The following is a 17,064-nucleotide window of genomic DNA, read 5'->3' as shown; positions in this document are numbered from 1 at the left end:
GCTCAGAGCCGGTTGTACCGTTTGCGCGCCTCGCGGCTCTCCTTCTGCGCCTCGCGGGCCGCCTTGCGCGCCTCGTCGAGCTCGTCACCGACCCGGTGCACGGCCTCCTGGGCATCGGCCAGCGCCTCGCGTGCGGCCTCCAACTGGCCGGCGAGATCGGCGACCGCAGCTTCGGCCGACTCGGCGGCAGCCACCGCGTCCTCGAACTCCTTCTTGGCCGCGGCCTTCTCGGCGGCTTCACGCTCTTCCTGCTCGCGTTCTGCCTTTTCCCGTTCCCGCTCGGCCTTCTCCCGTTGCTTCTTCTCGGCCGCGGTCTCCTCGACCTCCGGCTCCGCCTGCTCGGGCTCGGCCTTGGTGGCCTTCTTCGCGCGGCGTTCCTCGGCGCGCTGCCGGCGTTCATCGGTCAACGCTGTCACGTTGGAGGGCTCGCCGCTCTCGTCGACGACGCCGAACCCGACATGCCGCAGCGCACTACTCAGCCGGCCTTCGCGAACCGCTTCCCCAGCGGCCGGATCCACCAGTGCGGCATCGAGAGTCTCGCGCAGCTTCTGCCCGACATCCGCGCTGACCTTCTGACCCTCGCGCTCCGACAACCTGGCCGCCGCCTTCGTCAGCTGGTCGATCAGCTTGTGCCGCCGGGGTGTCAGATCGCGCAGCCGCTCGCCGTCGAGATCGGTCGTCGCTTCGCGGAACTCGTCGCCGAGAGCAAGCAGGTCGTCGATGTCGTCGGGAAGTTCGCGCGCGACCAGGTTGGCCAGCCAGGCGGCGACGGTCGGCTTCCGGAGCGCTTTCAGCCGGGTCGATCCGAGCTGGTCGCCGGCCGTCTTGAGCTCCTTGGCCAGCTCGTTGCGAGTAGCAATGAAGTCGGCCGCGGGCGCGGCGTACAACCGGCTCGCTGCTTCTTCGAAGTCCACCCGCCCGACGCTACACCGAACCCGTGGGCCAACGGCTGCGAATCAGACGCGCTGCCCGTCCCTGCGGGTCAGGCGCCGCGGGAGTGCCCGTGCTTGCGCGTCCGGCACCGCTGGGGCTCAGGTGGGTTGGGGGATACCGCCGCCGCCCTTGGTGAGTTCGGTGCGGAGGCGGTCGAGGATGTTGCGGAGCAGCCGGGAGACCTGCATCTGGCTGACGCCGAGTTCGTTGCCGATCTCCTCCTGGGTGAAGCCGGAGCAGAACCGCAGTTCCAGAATGCGCCGGTCGCGATCGCCGAGCCCTTCGACCGCCGGAGTCAGCGTTTGTACGTTCTCGACCAACTCGTAGCCGTCCTCGTCGGCGGGCACGGCCTCGATCAGGCTGGCGCCGTTGTCCAGCCCGCTGGGCGCATCCAGCGACAAGGTGTTGAAACACCCTCGGACGGAAGCCGCCTCGGCGACCTCTGTCGCAGCGGTTCCCAGCGCCTCGGCAGTCTCCTCATCGGTAGGCAGATGACCTAACCGCTGAGTCAGCTCGGGCTCAGCGGCCGCGATGTTGCCCTGCATCTCCTGGACCCGCCGCGGCGGCCGCACGGTCCACGCACAGTCGCGGAAGTACCGCTTGAGCTCACCCCGGATCGTCGGTACGGCGTACGCAAGGAAGGCGGTCGCCGCATCGGCTCGGTATCCGTTGACGGCTTTGACCAGGCCGAGATAGGCGACCTGTTCGAGGTCGTCGGCGTCCACGCCCTTGCGGCGATAACGCGACGCCATCGAGCGGGCGACCGGCGTGTTGAGGATGATCACCTCGTCGAGGAGTTCCCGGCGGCGCGATGCGGGCGCCTGAGCGGCCTCGGCGAGCAGCTTTTCGGTGGCCTCGGCAACCCCGTCGTGGGGGTCGGCGTGGGTCTGAACAGGTGCGATGGTCACGGTGAGAAACCTCGTCGTGCTCGTTCCTGCGCTGAGTGGCGTCACGGCTGAACCACTTGGCTTCCACCAGATCAAATCCAAGCCACGGAATCAACCTTTGGAGTGTTGCAACCGTTTGAATGTGTTGTGAGCACGCTCACTGGGCACCGGGCCCGCATGGAGCATTACCCCGGCGCCGCAGAGTGGGTTCCGGACACCGGCGGCCTCCCCAGAGTGCGCAACGCCCTGCCCGACTGTCGTGGCTGCGACCTTTGGGAGTACGCCGATCAGGTGGTGCCTGGTGACGGCCCGGCGGAAGCGCGGATGATGCTGGTCGGCGAACAACCGGGCGACGTCGAGGACCAGCGCGGGAAGGCGTTCGTCGGACCGGCCGGCCGGTTGCTGGACAAGGCGCTGGTGGAGGCCGGGATCGATCGCGCGGACGTGTATCTGACCAACGCGGTCAAGCATTTCCGCTTCGAGGAGCGGGGTAAGCGCCGGATCCACAAGACCCCGGCGGTCGGCCACATCGTCGCCTGTCAGCCCTGGCTGGCGCGGGAACTGGCGATCGTGAAGCCCGAACTGGTGGTGGTCCTCGGGGCGACCGCGGCCCGGGCCTTACTGGGAACCGGCTTCAAGGTCACCGCGCAGCGGGGCCAGCCGGTCGAACTGGCGGACGGGACGCCGGCGATGGCGACGGTCCATCCTTCGGCCGTGGTCCGTTCCCGAGAGTATCGGCGGGACTTCGGGCTGTTCGTGGACGACCTTCGCGCTGCCGTCGCGATGCTCGGCTGAATGCCCGCGCCGGAAGTTTCGGCGACGGACCCCGTTTGTGGGTCTTGGGCAGCGGGCACCAGAGGGGCCACAGAGAACACGGGGAATCAATCGCCGGGCCGCTGGCCGGTCCGGTGTGTCGAGAAAGGAAACGACCATGGGCCTAGTGCTCTGGATCATCGCGGCGATCCTCGTCATCTCGGGGATTGTCTCCCTCGTCCGCGGCCAACTCTTGATGGGCGCGGCACTCATCGTCGTCGGCCTCTTGGTCGGCCCCGGTGGCGTCAGCATTTTCACCTGACCTGAAAGACCGAACCGTGGGTGGTAGCCGGCAACGGCTGCCACCCACGGTGGCGTCTGGCGGACCTAGCTTTTGGTCAGCCCGGTCGCTCCCTCAGCCCGGCCGTTCCGATCAGCCTGGTCGGCGGAAGACCCGTAGGGCTGCGGCCATTCGGAGGCGTTCCAGTTCGTCGAGCTGACTGTCGGCCTCCTTCAGCAACTCGTCGAACTCGGCGACCTCGAACCGGTCCTCGTCCTCGGCGAGCTTCCGCAGCACCCGCCAGCCGGCCGCCTTGCCTTCTGTCGCGACCCGCAGCGCCTCCAGCTCGACCACATCGCTGAGCGGCGACCGCCGGATCAGTTCACCGTTCGGTTTGAACCGGCCGAGTTTCTCGGCCACCCAGGCCCCCGCGTTCTTGACCGGGTCGGGTTTCGACCCGACCGCGGCGAGATACCGTTCGAGCGCGGTCTGTTCGGCCTCGATCCGCTCGACCATGGTGGCCAGGGCCGTCCGGGCTACCGGATCGGTCTGCTGATCGGCCGCCCGCCGGAACAACTCGATTCCCGCCGACGATCCTGCGTAGTGGTCCTGCAGATAGCTTCCGAGCCGTCCTTCGTCGATCATCCGTCACTCCCGCACGTTGGATCGGACTGCAGTACTTCCCCGTACCCAACGACTGCGATTTCAGACCGGCTCGGCGGCAAAGACTGACGGGTGTTGTCAGCCTTCGCCGGTTGACTGACGGCGTACCAGCGATGCGGAGGTTCGGATGACGGAATGTTGTGCGGTGCTCGACCTGCGGCAGTACACGCTGCTGCCCGGGCAGCGGGATGCCTTGGTCGACCTCTTCGACGAGGCCTTCGTCGAAGGGCAGGAGGTCGAGGGAATGCACATCTGCGGTCAGTTCCGCGATCTCGACGACCCTGACCGGTTCGTCTGGTTACGCGGCTTCACCGACCTCGAAGCCCGGGCGAAAGCGCTCAACGGCTTCTATTACGGCCCGGTCTGGAAGGCACGAGGTGGCGAGGCAAACGCGACTATGCTCGACTCGGACAACGCGCTGCTGCTGAAGCCGATCGAACTCGGTCCCGGCTTCCCGGCTCTCGACGCACCCCGCCCGCCGATCGGCGCGACCGAGGTCCCCGGCTCCGTGGTCGCCGGAGCCGTGTACCACCGCCGTACGGTGGACGACGGCTTCGTGGAGTTCTTCACCGACCAGCTCGCGCCGGCCCTGGCCGGGACCGGGGCCGTCCTCACCGCGACCTTCGAGACCCTCGACGCGGAGAACAACTTCCCCGCGCTGCCCTTACGAGACGAAACCGTCTTCGTCTGGCTCGCCACCTTCCCGAGCGACAGCGCGTACGCCGAACATCGTCGCCTGCTGGCCGGATCTCGCGTCTGGCAGACCAAACTCCTGCCCGAACTCACCTGCCGGAGCACCACTGCGCCCCAGTTGCTCCGGCTCCGCCCGACCGCCCGCTCCCAGTTCCGCTGAGTAGTCGAGATTAATTCGGTTGCGGGGTCCGGGAGGAGCCTGCATTCTGGTCTCGCCTGTGCAGCTAAGAGTGCTGCCTGAATCGAAGGAGGGCTGAACGGATGTCCATCACTGTGCTGCGGCATGCCCGCGTCAGCCTCACCTCTTCCTTCAGGAGCACACCCGATGTCTTCCGACGTCTTTCGCACGAACCCCGAATTCACTGACTCCACTCCCGAATTCGCTGAGCAGGACCACTCCGACTTCGCCGACCTCGACTCGCGCTGGGCCGCGCTGACCGCCGACGACTCCGAACCCGATGTCGCCGACGCGTTCGTCTTCCGCTTCGCCGCGGTCGACGAACAGCTCGATCCCGATCAACGCTGGTCGACCTGGCTGGATGTCGAGCGCGGTTCTCGCGGCCCGGATCCACGACCCGACTGGGTGGTGACGGAACAGGCCGCGATCGACACCGAGCTCGGCATCCTCAAAACCGGCAAGGAAGCCGACGTCTTCCTGCTCGAACGGGCCGTCCAGGCCATCGGCGACAACCCCGCGAAGCGGTCCCTGCTGGCCGCCAAACGGTACCGGTCCGAAGAACACCGGTCCTTCCACCGAAGTACGTCGTACGTCGAAGGCCGTCGGACCAGGAACAGCCGTGACACCCGCGCCATGGCCAAGAAGACCGCGCACGGCCGAAGTGTCGCCGCCGGTCAATGGGCCTACGCCGAATGGGACGCGCTCTGCCGGCTCTGGAAAGCCGGCGTCCCGGTGCCGTACCCGGTGCAGGTCGACGGCACCGAACTCCTGATGGAGTTCATCGACGACGGCAACGGCGGCGCCGCACCCCGGCTCGCCCAGGTCCGCCCCAAAGGCGACCTGCTCGCGTCGTACTACGAACAAGTCCGCGACGGCATGCGCGAGCTGGCCCGAGCCGGTCTCGCCCACGGCGACCTCTCGCCCTACAACGTGCTGGCCCAAGGCGATCGCATCGTCATGATCGACCTCCCCCAGGTCGTCGACATCGTCGGCAACCCCAAGGGCATGGACTTCCTGATGCGCGACTGCCACAACATGTCCACCTGGTTCACCAACCGCGGCCTGGAAGTAGACGAACACGAACTCTTCGCCGACCTCCTGACGATGGTCTTCTGAGCAAAGGAACCCCGCCCACGCAGGCTCGTTCCTCGCCTGCTCCCCACCCCCCAGCGACGGTCGCTCCTCCGTCGCACCCTTTGCTGCCTTGGCCGAACTGGAAGGAACTGCAGTCGGACTACTCCGCCTGTCGCCCTCATCGGAATTCAACCCATCAGCGAGCAACTGCCATGGACGGATCGAGGTCCCACCCCTGGCCCTCGCCACCACGGATGGCGAGGAATCGCCGGAGACTTGGCACGGCGGTCGGTCCTTGACCGATCGGCCGCTTGTGCCCGGCTCTCCAATGGCATCGTTTCGTGATCAGAGTCAATTACGGTGTAAAGCTAAATGGTCGACTCCGAGGATTGGTGATCCGAGGCCTTGTCATCATCTCGCGATACTGAGGCCTTCCTGGCGAGCCTCGACTACGAGCGGACGTGGGTGGAGGCAGAAGCCCATATAGCCAACACGCTGGGCCTTGAGCTTGGCAGGGGTGAACACTTCGGGAATCCCTGGGTGCTCACGCCGAACGACGAGATCCTCGCCGGGTGTCAACGGCTCGTCGACTCCTCGCCGGGACCTGTTGTCCTTGAGGTCCTGATCGCTGCACTGCGCACTTCGTACCACCTTAAGCGCGTACACGTGCTGCTGACTCAGATCGCTGGTGACGCGATCAAGAACTGGCGTGGCGGCGAACGCGCCTTCCCTAACCGCGATCTGCTGCGTCACGTGAGTCAGGTGTACCGGCACGGCGTAATGCCAGAAGACCTCCATTTCGTGCTCGAGATGTGCAGCGACCCAACCCTCGCGCCCAAGAAATCAGCAGACGTCGAAGATCTTCGCGTCTACTGGTTCAGCTCGCTGGCAAAACTCAAGGATCCTGACGTTGAGGCCTTCTGTCGCAAGATCGTCACAGAGGACCTGGGGCGCTGGACCGATTACCGATTCGTCGAAGCGATGAAGATTGTGGCCAGGTTCTGGCAGCCCGCCGACGCCGGGTCGTTCACGCTTATCAGCAAACAGTACCCCGACAGCTTGACCAGGCGAGACGCAAAGCGCATTCTCCAGCGAAAGACCACCTGACACTTCGCAGACCCACGACACTCTGATCACCCGCGAGGGCAAACCTTGCCTCGCCGGATCACACCGAGAGGACTCGCCGGGAACTTGCGGGTCGTCGACGCTTTCCAAAGGCAGCGAGGACGCGACGGAGGAGCGTCCGTGCTGGGGGGTGGGGAGCAGGCGACGCAGGAGCCTGCGTGGGCGGATGTACCTACGAAATCGCCTTAGCAGCAGCGCGGCCCGCGGTGCGGCCGGTGAAGAGGCAGCCGCCTACGAAGGTGCCTTCGAGGGAGCGGTAGCCGTGGATGCCGCCGCCGCCGAAGCCGGCGACTTCGCCGGCTGCGTAGACGCCGGGGAGGGGGGTGCCGTCGGCTCGGAGTACGCGGCTGTCGAGGTCGGTCTGGAGGCCGCCGAGCGACTTGCGGGTGAGGATGTTCAGCTTCACCGCGATCAGTGGGCCGGCTTTCGGGTCGAGGATCTTGTGCGGTGGGGCGACCCGGATCAGCTTGTCGCCGCGGTAGTTCCGGGCGCCACGGAGTGCGGTGACCTGCAGGTCCTTGGTGAAGGTGTTGTCCAGTTCCCGGTCCCGCGCGACGATCTGGCGCTCGAGTTCGGCGTACTCGATCAGGTTCGAACCGGCGACCTCGTTCATGCCGCGGACCAGATCGCTCAGGTTGTCCCGAACGATGAAGTCAGCGCCCTTGTCCATGAACGCCTGCACCGGAGCAGTCGCGCCGCCACGGGCGCGGCCGAGCACGCCCCGGATGTCTTTGCCGGTCAGGTCAGGATTCTGCTCCTGGCCCGACAGCGCGAACTCCTTCTCGATGATCTTCTGGGTCAGCACGAACCAGGTGTAGTCGTAGCCGGTGGTCATGATGTGTTCGAGCGTTCCGAGGGTGTCGAAGCCGGGGAACAGTGGCACCGGCAGTCGCTTGCCGGTGGCGTCGAACCAGAGCGACGACGGGCCGGGCAGGATCCGGATGCCGTGCATCGGCCAGATCGGGTCCCAGTTCTGGATGCCTTCGGTGTAGTGCCACATCCGGTCGCGGTTGACGTACCGGCCGCCGGCCTTTTCGGTGATCGCGAGCATCCGGCCGTCGACGTGCGCCGGTACGCCGGAGATCATGGTCTCCGGTGGCTTCCCCATCCGGGCCGGCCACTGCTCACGGACGAGATCGTGGTTGCCGCCGATCCCACCGGAGGTGACGATCACCGCCTGCGCGCGCAGAGCGAAGTCCTCCACCTCGACCCGCGAACTGGAAACGCCCCGGGCCACCTCGCTCGGCTCCAGCACCTTCCCGCTCACGCCGTCCACCACTCCGCCGGTCAGCGTCAGCTCGTCGACGCGGTGCCGGAACCGGAACTCCACCAGGCCCTTCGCGACCGCCTCCCGCACTCGCCGCTCGAACGGCGCGACCAGGCCCGGTCCGGTGCCCCAGGTGATGTGGAACCGCGGTACCGAGTTGCCGTGGCCGTCGGCGTTGTACCCACCGCGCTCGGCCCAGCCGACCACCGGGAAGAACCGGACGCCCTGGGCGTGCAGCCAGGCCCGCTTCTCGCCGGCCGCGAAGTCGACGTACGCCTCGGCCCACTGCCGGGCCCACTTGTCCTCGTCGTCCAGCCGGTCGAACCCGGCCGAACCGAGCCAGTCCTGCCAGGCCAGGTCGCGGGAGTCCTTGATGCCCATCCGGCGCTGCTCGGGGGAGTCGACGAACAGCAGTCCGCCGAACGACCAGAACGCCTGGCCGCCCAGTGACGCCTCCGGTTCCTGGTCGAGCAGCAACACCTTCTTGCCCGCGTCGGCCAGTTCCGCGGTGGCGGCCAGCCCGGCCAGCCCCGCTCCGACGACGATCACATCAGCGTCCACGTGCCACCCCTCAGCGAGCACGGGAGTTCGGCAACCCGCGCAGTGCCCCTATGTATAGCGGACCCCGCCTACCCCTGGACTACACCTGCGCGAAGTTGCCAGAATGAGTGCGGTGACGATCCTTTCTGCGCAAGATCTGGTCCTGCCTGCCGCCGCGTTCGGACCGGAGAATCCGCTTCCGCCGATCCAGCAGGTAGGCCGCCCTCCGCTCGACAACCTGGCCGAGCTGCCCGCCGAGCTGCAGCAGAACGCGCAGTACGGCGGGCTGAGCAACCCGCTGCCCTGCCTTCTCCAGGACAACTACGACCGGCGCCTGGTCGACCGGCCGATCCCCACACTCGTACTGGAGAACGACCACCTGCGCGCGACGATCCTGCCGTCGCTGGGCGGTCGCCTCTACTCGCTCGTGCACAAGCCGAGCGACCAGGAACTGCTCTACCGCAACCCGGTGCTCCAGCCCGCCAACCTCGCCCTCCGCGACGCCTGGTTCGCCGGCGGGGTCGAGTGGAACCTCGGCAGCACCGGGCACTGGACCGGCACGTGCTCACCGATGCACGCGGCCCGCGTCGAAGGCCCGGACGGTACGCCGATCTTGCGACTCTGGGAGTGGGAACGCACCCGCAACCTCGTCACCCAGCTCGACTTCTGGCTCCCGGAGGACTCGGAGTTCCTGTACGTCGGCGCGCGGATCCAGAATCCGTCGAGCGACCCGGCCCCGGCGTACTGGTGGTCGAACATCGCCGTCGAGCAGACGCCGCGGACCCGGGTCCTGGTGCCCGCGAATCAGGCCTGGCAGCACGGCTACGGCAACCGGCTGGACCTGGTCGACGTGCCGCTGGAGGACGGTGTGGACCTCAGCTATCCGATGCGGCACAAGCGCGCGATCGACTTCTTCTTCGAACCGGTACCCGAGCAGCAGCCCTGGATCACCGCACTCGATGCTGAAGGCAACGGGTTGGTGCAGGCCTCGACCGCTCGGCTCCAGGGTCGCAAGATGTTCGTCTGGGGCGAGAGTCGCGGCGGTCACCGCTGGCAGGAGTGGCTGTCACCGGGCAAACAAGGCGATGGGTACTGCGAGATCCAGGCCGGCCTGGCGCGGACCCAGCTCGAGCACTTGAAGTTGCCTGGCGCAACAAACTGGCACTGGCTGGAAGCGTACGGTCGGCTCGATGTCGATCCGGGGGCGGCGCATGCGGAGGACTGGGCGACCGCTCGCACGGGCGTCGGTGAAGCTGTCGAGTCGTTGCTCAGCGCAACCGAATTGACGCGGCTGGAAGACCGGTGGCTGACGGTCGCGGACGCGGCTCCGGTGGAGACCTTGTTCGCCGGCTCCGGTTGGGGAGCACTCGAGTTACGCCGTACCGGTTGGAAGGTGTCGAGCGGTACGCCGTTCGCCGACGACACCATGTCGGACCGCGAGCGGGCCTGGTTGCCTGTGCTCGAAGGGCGGATGCCATTGCGCGACGGAGCACCGGACGGAACCTTGGTCGGCTGGCGTGACCTTCTCGAAGTAGTCGAGGACGACAACTGGCTGACTTGGTACCACCGCGGCGTCGCCCGTTGGTACGCGGGCGAGCGGGACGGCGCGATCACCGCATGGCGCAAGTCCCAGGACAACCCCTGGGCCCTGCGGAACCTGGCGATCGCCACCGGCGACGACTCGTACTACGAACGCGCGGTGGAACTCTGTTCGCCGCCGCGGGCCGAGTTGATCGCCGAGGCGATGAACGCCTGTCTCGCTGCCGGTCAGGCTGACCGGGCCCGACGCATTTTCGAGCAAGCCGATCAGGTCGGAGCGGATCCGAGAGTCCGCCTTGCCCGGGTCCGGCTGCTTCTGCTCAGCGGCGATCCGTCGGGAGCAGAGGCGCTGCTGGACGAGGGGATCGAACTGCCCGGACTTCGCGAGGGCGAGAACGATCTGGCCGGGCTGTGGCGGGAGATCCAGAGTCGCCTGGGCACGGACCGGCCCGTTCCCGCGCAGTACGAGTTCAGCATGTTGGGCGATTCGTAGCGTTCCGGCCATCGCCTGCTGCCCTGGTCTTCGGTGACGACTGGAAGTCTTTTCCCAGAAGGTGGGAACCGGCCACTTCCGGGCCGCGTCAGAACCGACGTGCGGGAAGGCCGCACAGCTGTATCGACAACGACGACCGCGCCGCTGCGGGCGGCGCGTCGGGGGTGAGTGCCATGTTGACTATCGTTGTATTCGGTGGGTTCGGCCTGGTGCTGCTGGTCGCAGCATGCATCGTGGCAGATGTGGTCGCGGGAGCGAGGCGTCGCGATCCGGGCGAGGAGAAGACGGCGGGGCGGGTCGTGCGGGTCCGGGGCCCGATCCGGGGTCAGTTGGTCGGCGGGGCGCCGGCGGAGTACGTCGAGGTCACCGTCGAGTACTACACGCGGCACGGCGAGGGACCGTTCGAGGTCCAGCGCAAGGTGCCGGTGAACAGCAGGCTCGTCTACACCAAGAACGACCGGGTGATCGTGAGCTACGACGTACGGTCGCCCCGTCGCGCCAGGATCGCGGGCCGGGTCAGTCACTGGCCGCAGCTCGGGCCGCGGTCATCGGACCCTGTTCCACAGCCCTAGCTCAAGCCTGGCTGGGACGGACGATCCCCAGGAACCGGCCTCCGACAAGCCGGTGCAACCGATCCCTCGCCCGAGTGGCGGGGGCCTTTTAGTTCTTGATCCGGTAGTTCTCCATCTGCTCGAGCCGACCTCCCTGGCTCGAGCAGCGCGGCTACGGGAGGTGTGGCTCCAGCAGCCGGTGCAGCGCCGGGCGTCCCTGGGACAGCACGTACTCCGAAGCTTCGGCCGGCAGCCGGTCCGCCAGGTGAGCCAGCGCCTCGCCCATCGCGATCGTCAGCGTCACGCTGAGCCGGAACTCGTGACTGTCCCGGGCTCCGAACCGCGTGCTCAGCAGCTCGGCGAATTCGCCCGCGTGCTGGTCGTCGAACTCGCCAGGCGTGGCCTCCAGTTCCGGATCGCCCAGCCCGCTCAGCACGACAGCCCGGAAGCCTGGATCCGTGCGGTGCATCTCCCGGAAGGTGTCCAAGGTGACGTCGACGGCCTGCCGCCAGTCCTCGACGACGGCCAGGCGCTCCCGGACAGCCTCGGTGTAGCGGTGCTGATTACGGCGCTCGATCGCCTGGATCAGGGTGCGCTTGTCCGGGAAGTACCGGTAGACGCTGCCGACCGCGATCTCGGCGCGTTTGGCGATGCTGCTGGTCGACGCCGCGTCGTACCCGCGCTCGACCACCTCGGCGCAGGCGGCGTCCAGGATCCGCTCGACCTGGCGGCTGGCCCGGTCCTGGGTCGGGGTCCGGCGCAACGGATACGCCGTTTCGCCGCCCGAGGCCTGGTCCGCGCTCGCTGAAGTGGTGACCATGGCCTCATTGTGCCCCGCGGAAGCGACAACGTTGCCAAAACACCGGGTGATGTCATCAACCTGTGTGTAACTCCGCTGGTCCCTGCCATGACAGCTTTCGTCCAGCTCAGTGACACCGGTCTGGACCAGACTCTTCCCCCAGATCCACCGCCAGATCTTTAAAGGAGATCCAGATGCAGATCGGCACCAAGATGGTCGCGGGACTCGCGTCCGCGACCGTCGCCCTGGGAGGCCTGGCCGGCTCGGCCCTGGCACCCGCCAAGCAGACGCCCGACACCCTGCGGACCGCGAGTAGTTCGGGGCTGCGGATCAACCAGGTCCAGCAGATCGGTTCGCACAACTCCTACCACCGCGAGCTCAGCCCGGCCGAGCAGGCAGTGCAGAAGCAGCAGAACCCGGGCTCGGTGGACCTGTGGTACTCGCATGCCCCGATCCAGCAGCAGTTGCAGGACCAGCGCGTCCGGACGCTCGAGTTCGACCTGTTCCCGGACCCGGCCGGTGGCCTCTACACGTACCCGCTGATCCGCAAGCTGACCGGCCAGGGTCCGCTCACCGACCCCGCGCTGGCCCAGCCCGGCATCAAGGTGATGCACATCCCGGACTTCGACTACAACACCAACTGCCGCACGTTCGTGATCTGCCTGCAGCAGGTCAAGACCTGGACCGACCAGCACCCGAACGCCGCGCCGATCTCGATCAACCTCGAGCTGAAGCAGTCCGACCCGAACGTGGTCGCGGCCGGCGGCGTGAAGGCACCGCCGTGGGACCTGACCAACCTGAACAGCGTCGACACCGAGATCCGCTCGGTCTTCGCCGCGGACGACCTGATCACGCCGGACGACGTCCGCAAGAACGGTCTGACGCTGGAGCAGTCGGTGCTGACCAAGGGCTGGCCCAGCCTGGCCAGTGCCCGCGGCAAGGTGATGTTCTACTTCGACAACGGCGGTGCGGGCGAGATCCGCGACCTGTACCGCGAGGGCCGGCCGAACCTGGAGGGCCGGGCCGTCTTCACTCGCGGTCCCGAGGGCGAGCCGGACGCGGCGATCACCGAGGTGAACGACCCGCGCGGGGCGAACACCGCCGAGATCCAGCGACTGGTGAAGAAGGGCTACCTGGTCCGGACCCGGTCCGACGAGCCCCTGTCGACGATCCGCGCGAACGAGACCAGCCGAGTCGGAGTCGCCCTGGCGAGCGGTGCGCAGTACGTGACCACCGACTTCCCGGTGGCGGGGATGGCCGCGCGGTACGACAGTGACTTCGTCGCTCAGCTGCCCGGGCGCGCCGCCGTACGATGCAATCCGGTGACGGCACCGGCCAAGGTGCTGGCAGCAATTTCGGAGGGATGAGCGCGATATGTCGGAGCACGTGGTCGATGTGAGCTGGAGCCGCGGTGAGCACGAGTTCACCTACGACACCTACAGCCGGGACCACGAGTGGCGCTTCGACGGCGGGATCACGGTGCCCGGGTCGGCCAATCCGGCGTACCTGGGCAGTCCTGGGCCGGTCGACCCCGAAGAGGCGTTCGTGGCGGCCCTGTCGTCGTGCCACATGCTGACGTTCCTGTCGATCGCCGCGAAGAAGCGGCTGGTGGTCGACTCGTACGACGACCACGCGGTCGGCGTGATGGCCAAGAACGCGGCCGGCAAGCTGGCGATCACGCACGTGACGCTGCATCCGAAGATCACCTTCGCCGGGCCGACGCCGGACGCGGAGACCCTGGAGCGGATCCATCACCTCTCGCACGAGGAGTGCTTCATCGCGAACTCGGTGACTACCGAGATCACCGTCGCGTAGTACGGGCACCAAAAAACCACCCGCCGGTCGGCCCTGAGCCTCGCGCAAGCGGCGTCAGGACTGACCCGGCGGGTGGTTTGGGGTGCTCCCTCTGTGGTGAGAGCACCGGTGACGGTGCAGGCGACGCTGCGCACAAGGGCGCCTCTTGCGTCGTGCGACCTCCGTGCGGTCTACCTCGGTGGGGGAGACCGTCCGGGTGCGTCGCCTGCCCGTCCGTCCGGTTCGCGCCTTACTGCTCGGCGGCGGCGTCGAACTGGTCGTCGGGGGCGGCGTCGGCCGCGGGGGTCTCACCGGTCTGCTCGGCGGCGAGAACGCTCATCAATCGGTGGATCGTCATGCCAGTGAGACGCACGCGGACCCGGGCTATGACGGAGATTCGGGAAAACTTTTTGGTGTGACCTACTTCTCATCCAGGCCGTCTGGTCTCAGCGGGACCAATTCGCGGGCTTCCTCGTAGGTCGCGCCGGTCAGTTCCAGGAGGTCGACGATGGTCGAGCGGATCTGGCCGAGCACCACCACGGCGGACAGACCGGCGGGCGTGGGCAGGTCCGCGGTACGGCGGGCGAGCTCGCCGAGGACCCGGTGGGCGGCGACGTCCGCGGCCGGTTCGAACAGGGACTCCGCGATCAGCCGGGTGCCGTCGGCGAGGCGTTCGAGCAGTTGCGGGTATTCGGCGGGGATCTGCTCGCCTCGCCAGACAGCGACCGCCGCCCGGCGTACCAGGACCCGGATGTTGCGGATCGCCCGGTCCAGTGGAACGACCAGGTCGGCGACCTCCTGGACCCGGCCGCGATGCCGCCGCCGGAACGGGGACATCCGGACCACCGCGACCCCTTCGGACGCGGCACTCCGGAGATCGTCGAGCAGGGATTCGCTTTCCCGGGCCCGACGTAAGGCGTCGGTCAGGTCGCTCTCGTCGTGGTTGCGCAGTCCGTCGGCCGTCTCGACCAGGAGGGAGGCGAGCTCGTTCAGTACGGCGGTGGCTTGTTGCCGGGGGCGACGAATCGCCGCGGCGGGCGCGATCGTTGCCGCCGCCAACGCCACCACGCCGCCCAGCGCCGCGTCCAGCCAGCGGCTGAATCCGGCCCCGGGATCGGGCAGCAAGGTGGTCACCATCGCCGCCTGGACGCCGGCCTGGGTGACCATCAGGTTGCCCGCGCCGAGCAGTACGGCGACGCTCATCGCCAGCGCGACGACGAAGACGATCTGCGGGATCCCGGTGCCGAACATCTTCACGAAAAGGTCGCCGACCCCGACTCCGACGGCCACGCCGACCATCACCTCGGCCACCCGGCGCAACCGCTGCCCGAAACTGAACCCGAGGCAGACCATCGCCGCGACCGGCGCGAAGAACGGCATCTTGTGACCGACCACATAACGGGCCAATCCCCACGCGACACCGGCGGCGAGCGCGCACTGGGCGATGAAGAACGCCCGGTTGCGCCAGCGGTCGACGCGCCGGCGTACCGAGGCCCTGGACCGGCGAGCAGCCTGCGGTGCGACGTCGTCACGCAGCTCACGCAGCTGTTCCAGGGTCAGCCTGACCGGATCCATCCCACCATCATGGAGTACGCCGTGCGCCGTCCAGGGGACACGGCCGCGCTCTGCCTTGATTCAACCCCCGCGGACGGTCAGGGTGGGGGCATGACCGAGAACAACCGTGAGGACTACGGCAGCTACAGCGTCGACGACGAGGACCAGCTGCAGCCCGAGGACACGCTGAACGACCGCGGCGTGGACGACCTGCTGGACGAGGGCTACTCGCCACCGGAGAAGTGGTCCGCGGGAGAAGGCTTCGGCACCACCGCCGAGGAGGCGCTGGAGGGCGAGACGCTGGACCAGCGGATCGCCCAGGAGGAGCCGGACATCGACCCGTACGCGGAAGAGGACGAGAACGTCGGCGGACCCGAGGTCGGCGAGGCCCGCTCCGGCCGGCTCGTCGCACCGGACGAAGGCGCCCACTCCGATCTCGAGAAGGATCTGGTAGCCGAGGACGTCGGCTTCGACGGCGCGGGCGCGAGCGCCGAGGAGGCAGCCGTCCACGTCGTCAACGACGACGAACCCTTCGTGCTCGACGACGAGGACGAAACCGACATCGAAGACGTCCGCGACGTCGACCTGGGCGACATCGGCGACCTGGAGGACTGAATCTGTCGAGCTGAGGTCGTCTGGCCCACGCCGCCGCCTACGGGCGCTCCTCCGTCGGCCGGCTCCCACCCGCCCGGCGTCGCGGGCTCTTTCGTCGCTCGCTCAGCTGCTGCCTGGCTGAGGTCGCAGGTAGGCGGCGCATCGTGACCTCTGATCGGAAATGACTCCTCCCGGCGAGCACCTCATGGCTGGTGCTCGCCGCCAGGGGTACGAACCGGGATCGGAGTGCGTCCAAGCGAGGCAGGAACCAGAGCGGTCAACCGGGCGTGGGTTGATCCGGCACGGGCAGTGGCAGCCCGAGGGCCGCTGCCAGCCACTTCAGGTTGATCGACGCGAGGTCGATGAACACTTGACGGAGCCAATCTGGCTGCTCGCTCACGCAGGCGCGCTGCAGCGATGGCCCTGCAAGCCTCGCGATGAGGGGTGCGGGTTCGATGCACACCTGCCACGGCGGCGGACCACCCTCTAGGTGCAGCGTGGGGAGCAGTTGCACGAGGTCGTGCAACTGGTGGCCGGCGCCGGCGTGCGACCAGTCGACGAGGCGACCTTCGCGCTCGCCGGCTTTGCTGAGGATGCACACGTTGTCGCTGCGGACGTCGCCGTGCACCAGGTACGCACCGAGTTCGAGAGTGGTGTCCGCCTCCGCGTCGATGGCGGTTAGGGTCTCGGCATTCGCCTCGAGCCAGCCGGGGACGACGACACCGACATCGACAAGCCGGTCGGCCAGCTCGACAACGCGCGGCCACTGTGGTCCCGGCCAGCTGGTCGTCCGCGGCAGCTCGGCAGGCAGCGACGCTCGGCTCAAACGGTCGAGCGTGCGGCGGAGAACGTCGATGTCGCCGGGTCGCCAGACCGTCGACGTGCCGCCGCCCGGATCCTCGGCGCCGGCCGCCGGCCAGTAGGCGGCGGACAGGTCCTCCGTCACCAGCAATGGCTGTCCGGTGCCGTCGTCCTGCCAGCCGAGAACCTCGGGAGCGAGGCCGGTGCCTCGCAGGTGATCGAGGATCCTGTGCTCGTTGCGCAGCCAGCCCGCGGTCTCTTCGGTCGTCGCCCCTTTGACAAACGCGGCGCTGTCATCGCTGAACGTGACGACGACCCGGTCCGCAGCCGACAGCCCGAACGCAGGTGTATGCCAGGCCGCCGCAGTCTTGCCGAGCAGCGATCCGACCTTCCCGGCGATCGCAGTCGTTTCGGCAGCTGTCACGCCCTAGGTATAGCAGGAGTCTTCGATGCGCCATTGGCAACCATCGTCTAGGTCGGCTGCAAGCCAGCGGCTACAGGGTTCGGCGACCCGGGGCGGGTGGGAGCCAGGCGACGAAGGACGCG

At 67.8% G+C, this 17,064-nt stretch carries 17 protein-coding genes; 10 read left to right on the top strand and 7 right to left on the bottom strand.

The genetic code is table 11. The features are described 5' to 3' along the window. Positions 1 to 2: 2 nt before the first annotated feature. The gene (locus EV138_RS12770) at positions 3 to 914 is read right to left on the bottom strand and encodes a hypothetical protein (protein ID WP_133978947.1); all 912 of its coding nucleotides are present in this window, start codon (positions 912 to 914) and stop codon (positions 3 to 5) included. 117 nt (positions 915 to 1,031) lie between these two features. Further along, on the bottom strand, positions 1,032 to 1,841 hold the full coding sequence (locus tag EV138_RS12765; protein ID WP_238158097.1) for a sigma-70 family RNA polymerase sigma factor: 810 nt from the start codon (positions 1,839 to 1,841) through the stop codon (positions 1,032 to 1,034). 126 nt (positions 1,842 to 1,967) lie between these two features. On the opposite strand from EV138_RS12765, the gene EV138_RS12760 reads away from it, so the two are divergent. Further along, the gene (locus EV138_RS12760; protein WP_238158096.1) at positions 1,968 to 2,615 is read left to right on the top strand and encodes a UdgX family uracil-DNA binding protein; all 648 of its coding nucleotides are present in this window, start codon (positions 1,968 to 1,970) and stop codon (positions 2,613 to 2,615) included. Positions 2,616 to 2,751: 136 nt separating this feature from the next. Next, on the top strand, positions 2,752 to 2,895 hold the full coding sequence (locus tag EV138_RS37250; RefSeq protein ID WP_012918574.1) for a GPGG-motif small membrane protein: 144 nt from the start codon (positions 2,752 to 2,754) through the stop codon (positions 2,893 to 2,895). Positions 2,896 to 3,006: 111 nt separating this feature from the next. Here the strand turns inward: EV138_RS37250 and EV138_RS12755 are convergent, their stop codons facing one another. Beyond that, entirely contained in the window at positions 3,007 to 3,498 is a 492-nt protein-coding gene (locus EV138_RS12755) for a DUF892 family protein (protein ID WP_133978943.1), read from the bottom strand. A gap of 145 nt (positions 3,499 to 3,643) precedes the next feature. On the opposite strand from EV138_RS12755, the gene EV138_RS12750 reads away from it, so the two are divergent. The 3 genes from EV138_RS12750 (at position 3,644) to EV138_RS12740 (ending at position 6,568) form a co-directional block, all read left to right on the top strand. Further along, complete coding sequence (locus EV138_RS12750) at positions 3,644 to 4,369, top strand: putative quinol monooxygenase (protein ID WP_238158095.1); 726 nt, start codon at positions 3,644 to 3,646, stop codon at positions 4,367 to 4,369. Between the two features lie 165 nt (positions 4,370 to 4,534). After that, on the top strand, positions 4,535 to 5,503 hold the full coding sequence (locus EV138_RS12745; protein ID WP_133978941.1) for a serine protein kinase RIO: 969 nt from the start codon (positions 4,535 to 4,537) through the stop codon (positions 5,501 to 5,503). A 423-nt stretch (positions 5,504 to 5,926) separates the two neighbouring features. Further along, a complete protein-coding gene (locus EV138_RS12740; RefSeq protein ID WP_133978939.1) occupies positions 5,927 to 6,568 on the top strand; it encodes a hypothetical protein in 642 nt (213 codons plus the stop codon). A 190-nt stretch (positions 6,569 to 6,758) separates the two neighbouring features. On the opposite strand, the gene EV138_RS12735 is transcribed toward EV138_RS12740, so the two are convergent. After that, positions 6,759 to 8,414, bottom strand: coding sequence for an FAD-binding dehydrogenase (locus EV138_RS12735; protein WP_133978937.1), 1,656 nt, complete (start codon positions 8,412 to 8,414; stop codon positions 6,759 to 6,761). 112 nt (positions 8,415 to 8,526) lie between these two features. Here EV138_RS12735 and EV138_RS12730 point away from each other — a divergent pair, with 112 nt between their 5' ends. Both EV138_RS12730 and EV138_RS12725 read left to right on the top strand, forming a co-directional pair. Then, the gene (locus tag EV138_RS12730) at positions 8,527 to 10,425 is read left to right on the top strand and encodes a DUF5107 domain-containing protein (protein ID WP_238158093.1); all 1,899 of its coding nucleotides are present in this window, start codon (positions 8,527 to 8,529) and stop codon (positions 10,423 to 10,425) included. A 173-nt stretch (positions 10,426 to 10,598) separates the two neighbouring features. Then, on the top strand, positions 10,599 to 10,997 hold the full coding sequence (locus EV138_RS12725) for a DUF3592 domain-containing protein (protein WP_238158092.1): 399 nt from the start codon (positions 10,599 to 10,601) through the stop codon (positions 10,995 to 10,997). A 151-nt stretch (positions 10,998 to 11,148) separates the two neighbouring features. Here the strand turns inward: EV138_RS12725 and EV138_RS12720 are convergent, their stop codons facing one another. Next, positions 11,149 to 11,796, bottom strand: coding sequence for a TetR/AcrR family transcriptional regulator (locus EV138_RS12720; RefSeq protein ID WP_133978933.1), 648 nt, complete (start codon positions 11,794 to 11,796; stop codon positions 11,149 to 11,151). A gap of 173 nt (positions 11,797 to 11,969) precedes the next feature. On the opposite strand from EV138_RS12720, the gene EV138_RS12715 reads away from it, so the two are divergent. Then, positions 11,970 to 13,142 carry a phosphatidylinositol-specific phospholipase C1-like protein gene (locus EV138_RS12715; RefSeq protein WP_133978931.1) on the top strand — a complete coding sequence of 391 codons (1,173 nt, stop codon included), beginning with the start codon at positions 11,970 to 11,972 and terminating at the stop codon, positions 13,140 to 13,142. 7 nt (positions 13,143 to 13,149) lie between these two features. Next, positions 13,150 to 13,590, top strand: coding sequence for an OsmC family protein (locus tag EV138_RS12710; protein WP_133978929.1), 441 nt, complete (start codon positions 13,150 to 13,152; stop codon positions 13,588 to 13,590). Between the two features lie 399 nt (positions 13,591 to 13,989). Here the strand turns inward: EV138_RS12710 and EV138_RS12705 are convergent, their stop codons facing one another. Further along, a complete protein-coding gene (locus EV138_RS12705; RefSeq protein ID WP_133978927.1) occupies positions 13,990 to 15,144 on the bottom strand; it encodes an FUSC family protein in 1,155 nt (384 codons plus the stop codon). A gap of 90 nt (positions 15,145 to 15,234) precedes the next feature. On the opposite strand from EV138_RS12705, the gene EV138_RS12700 reads away from it, so the two are divergent. Continuing rightward, on the top strand, positions 15,235 to 15,738 hold the full coding sequence (locus EV138_RS12700; protein WP_133978925.1) for a DUF5709 domain-containing protein: 504 nt from the start codon (positions 15,235 to 15,237) through the stop codon (positions 15,736 to 15,738). 256 nt (positions 15,739 to 15,994) lie between these two features. Here EV138_RS12700 and EV138_RS12695 read toward each other — a convergent pair whose 3' ends face one another. Further along, positions 15,995 to 16,942 (bottom strand): aminoglycoside phosphotransferase family protein, encoded by a 948-nt coding sequence (locus EV138_RS12695; protein ID WP_133978923.1) that lies wholly within the window; start codon positions 16,940 to 16,942, stop codon positions 15,995 to 15,997. Positions 16,943 to 17,064: the final 122 nt, after the last annotated feature.

The organism is Kribbella voronezhensis, assembly GCF_004365175.1.
GTDB classification, from domain to species: domain Bacteria; phylum Actinomycetota; class Actinomycetes; order Propionibacteriales; family Kribbellaceae; genus Kribbella; species Kribbella voronezhensis.
The sequence above is the reverse complement of the archived record's forward strand: the minus strand, read 5'-3'. Positions and strand labels throughout refer to the sequence as shown.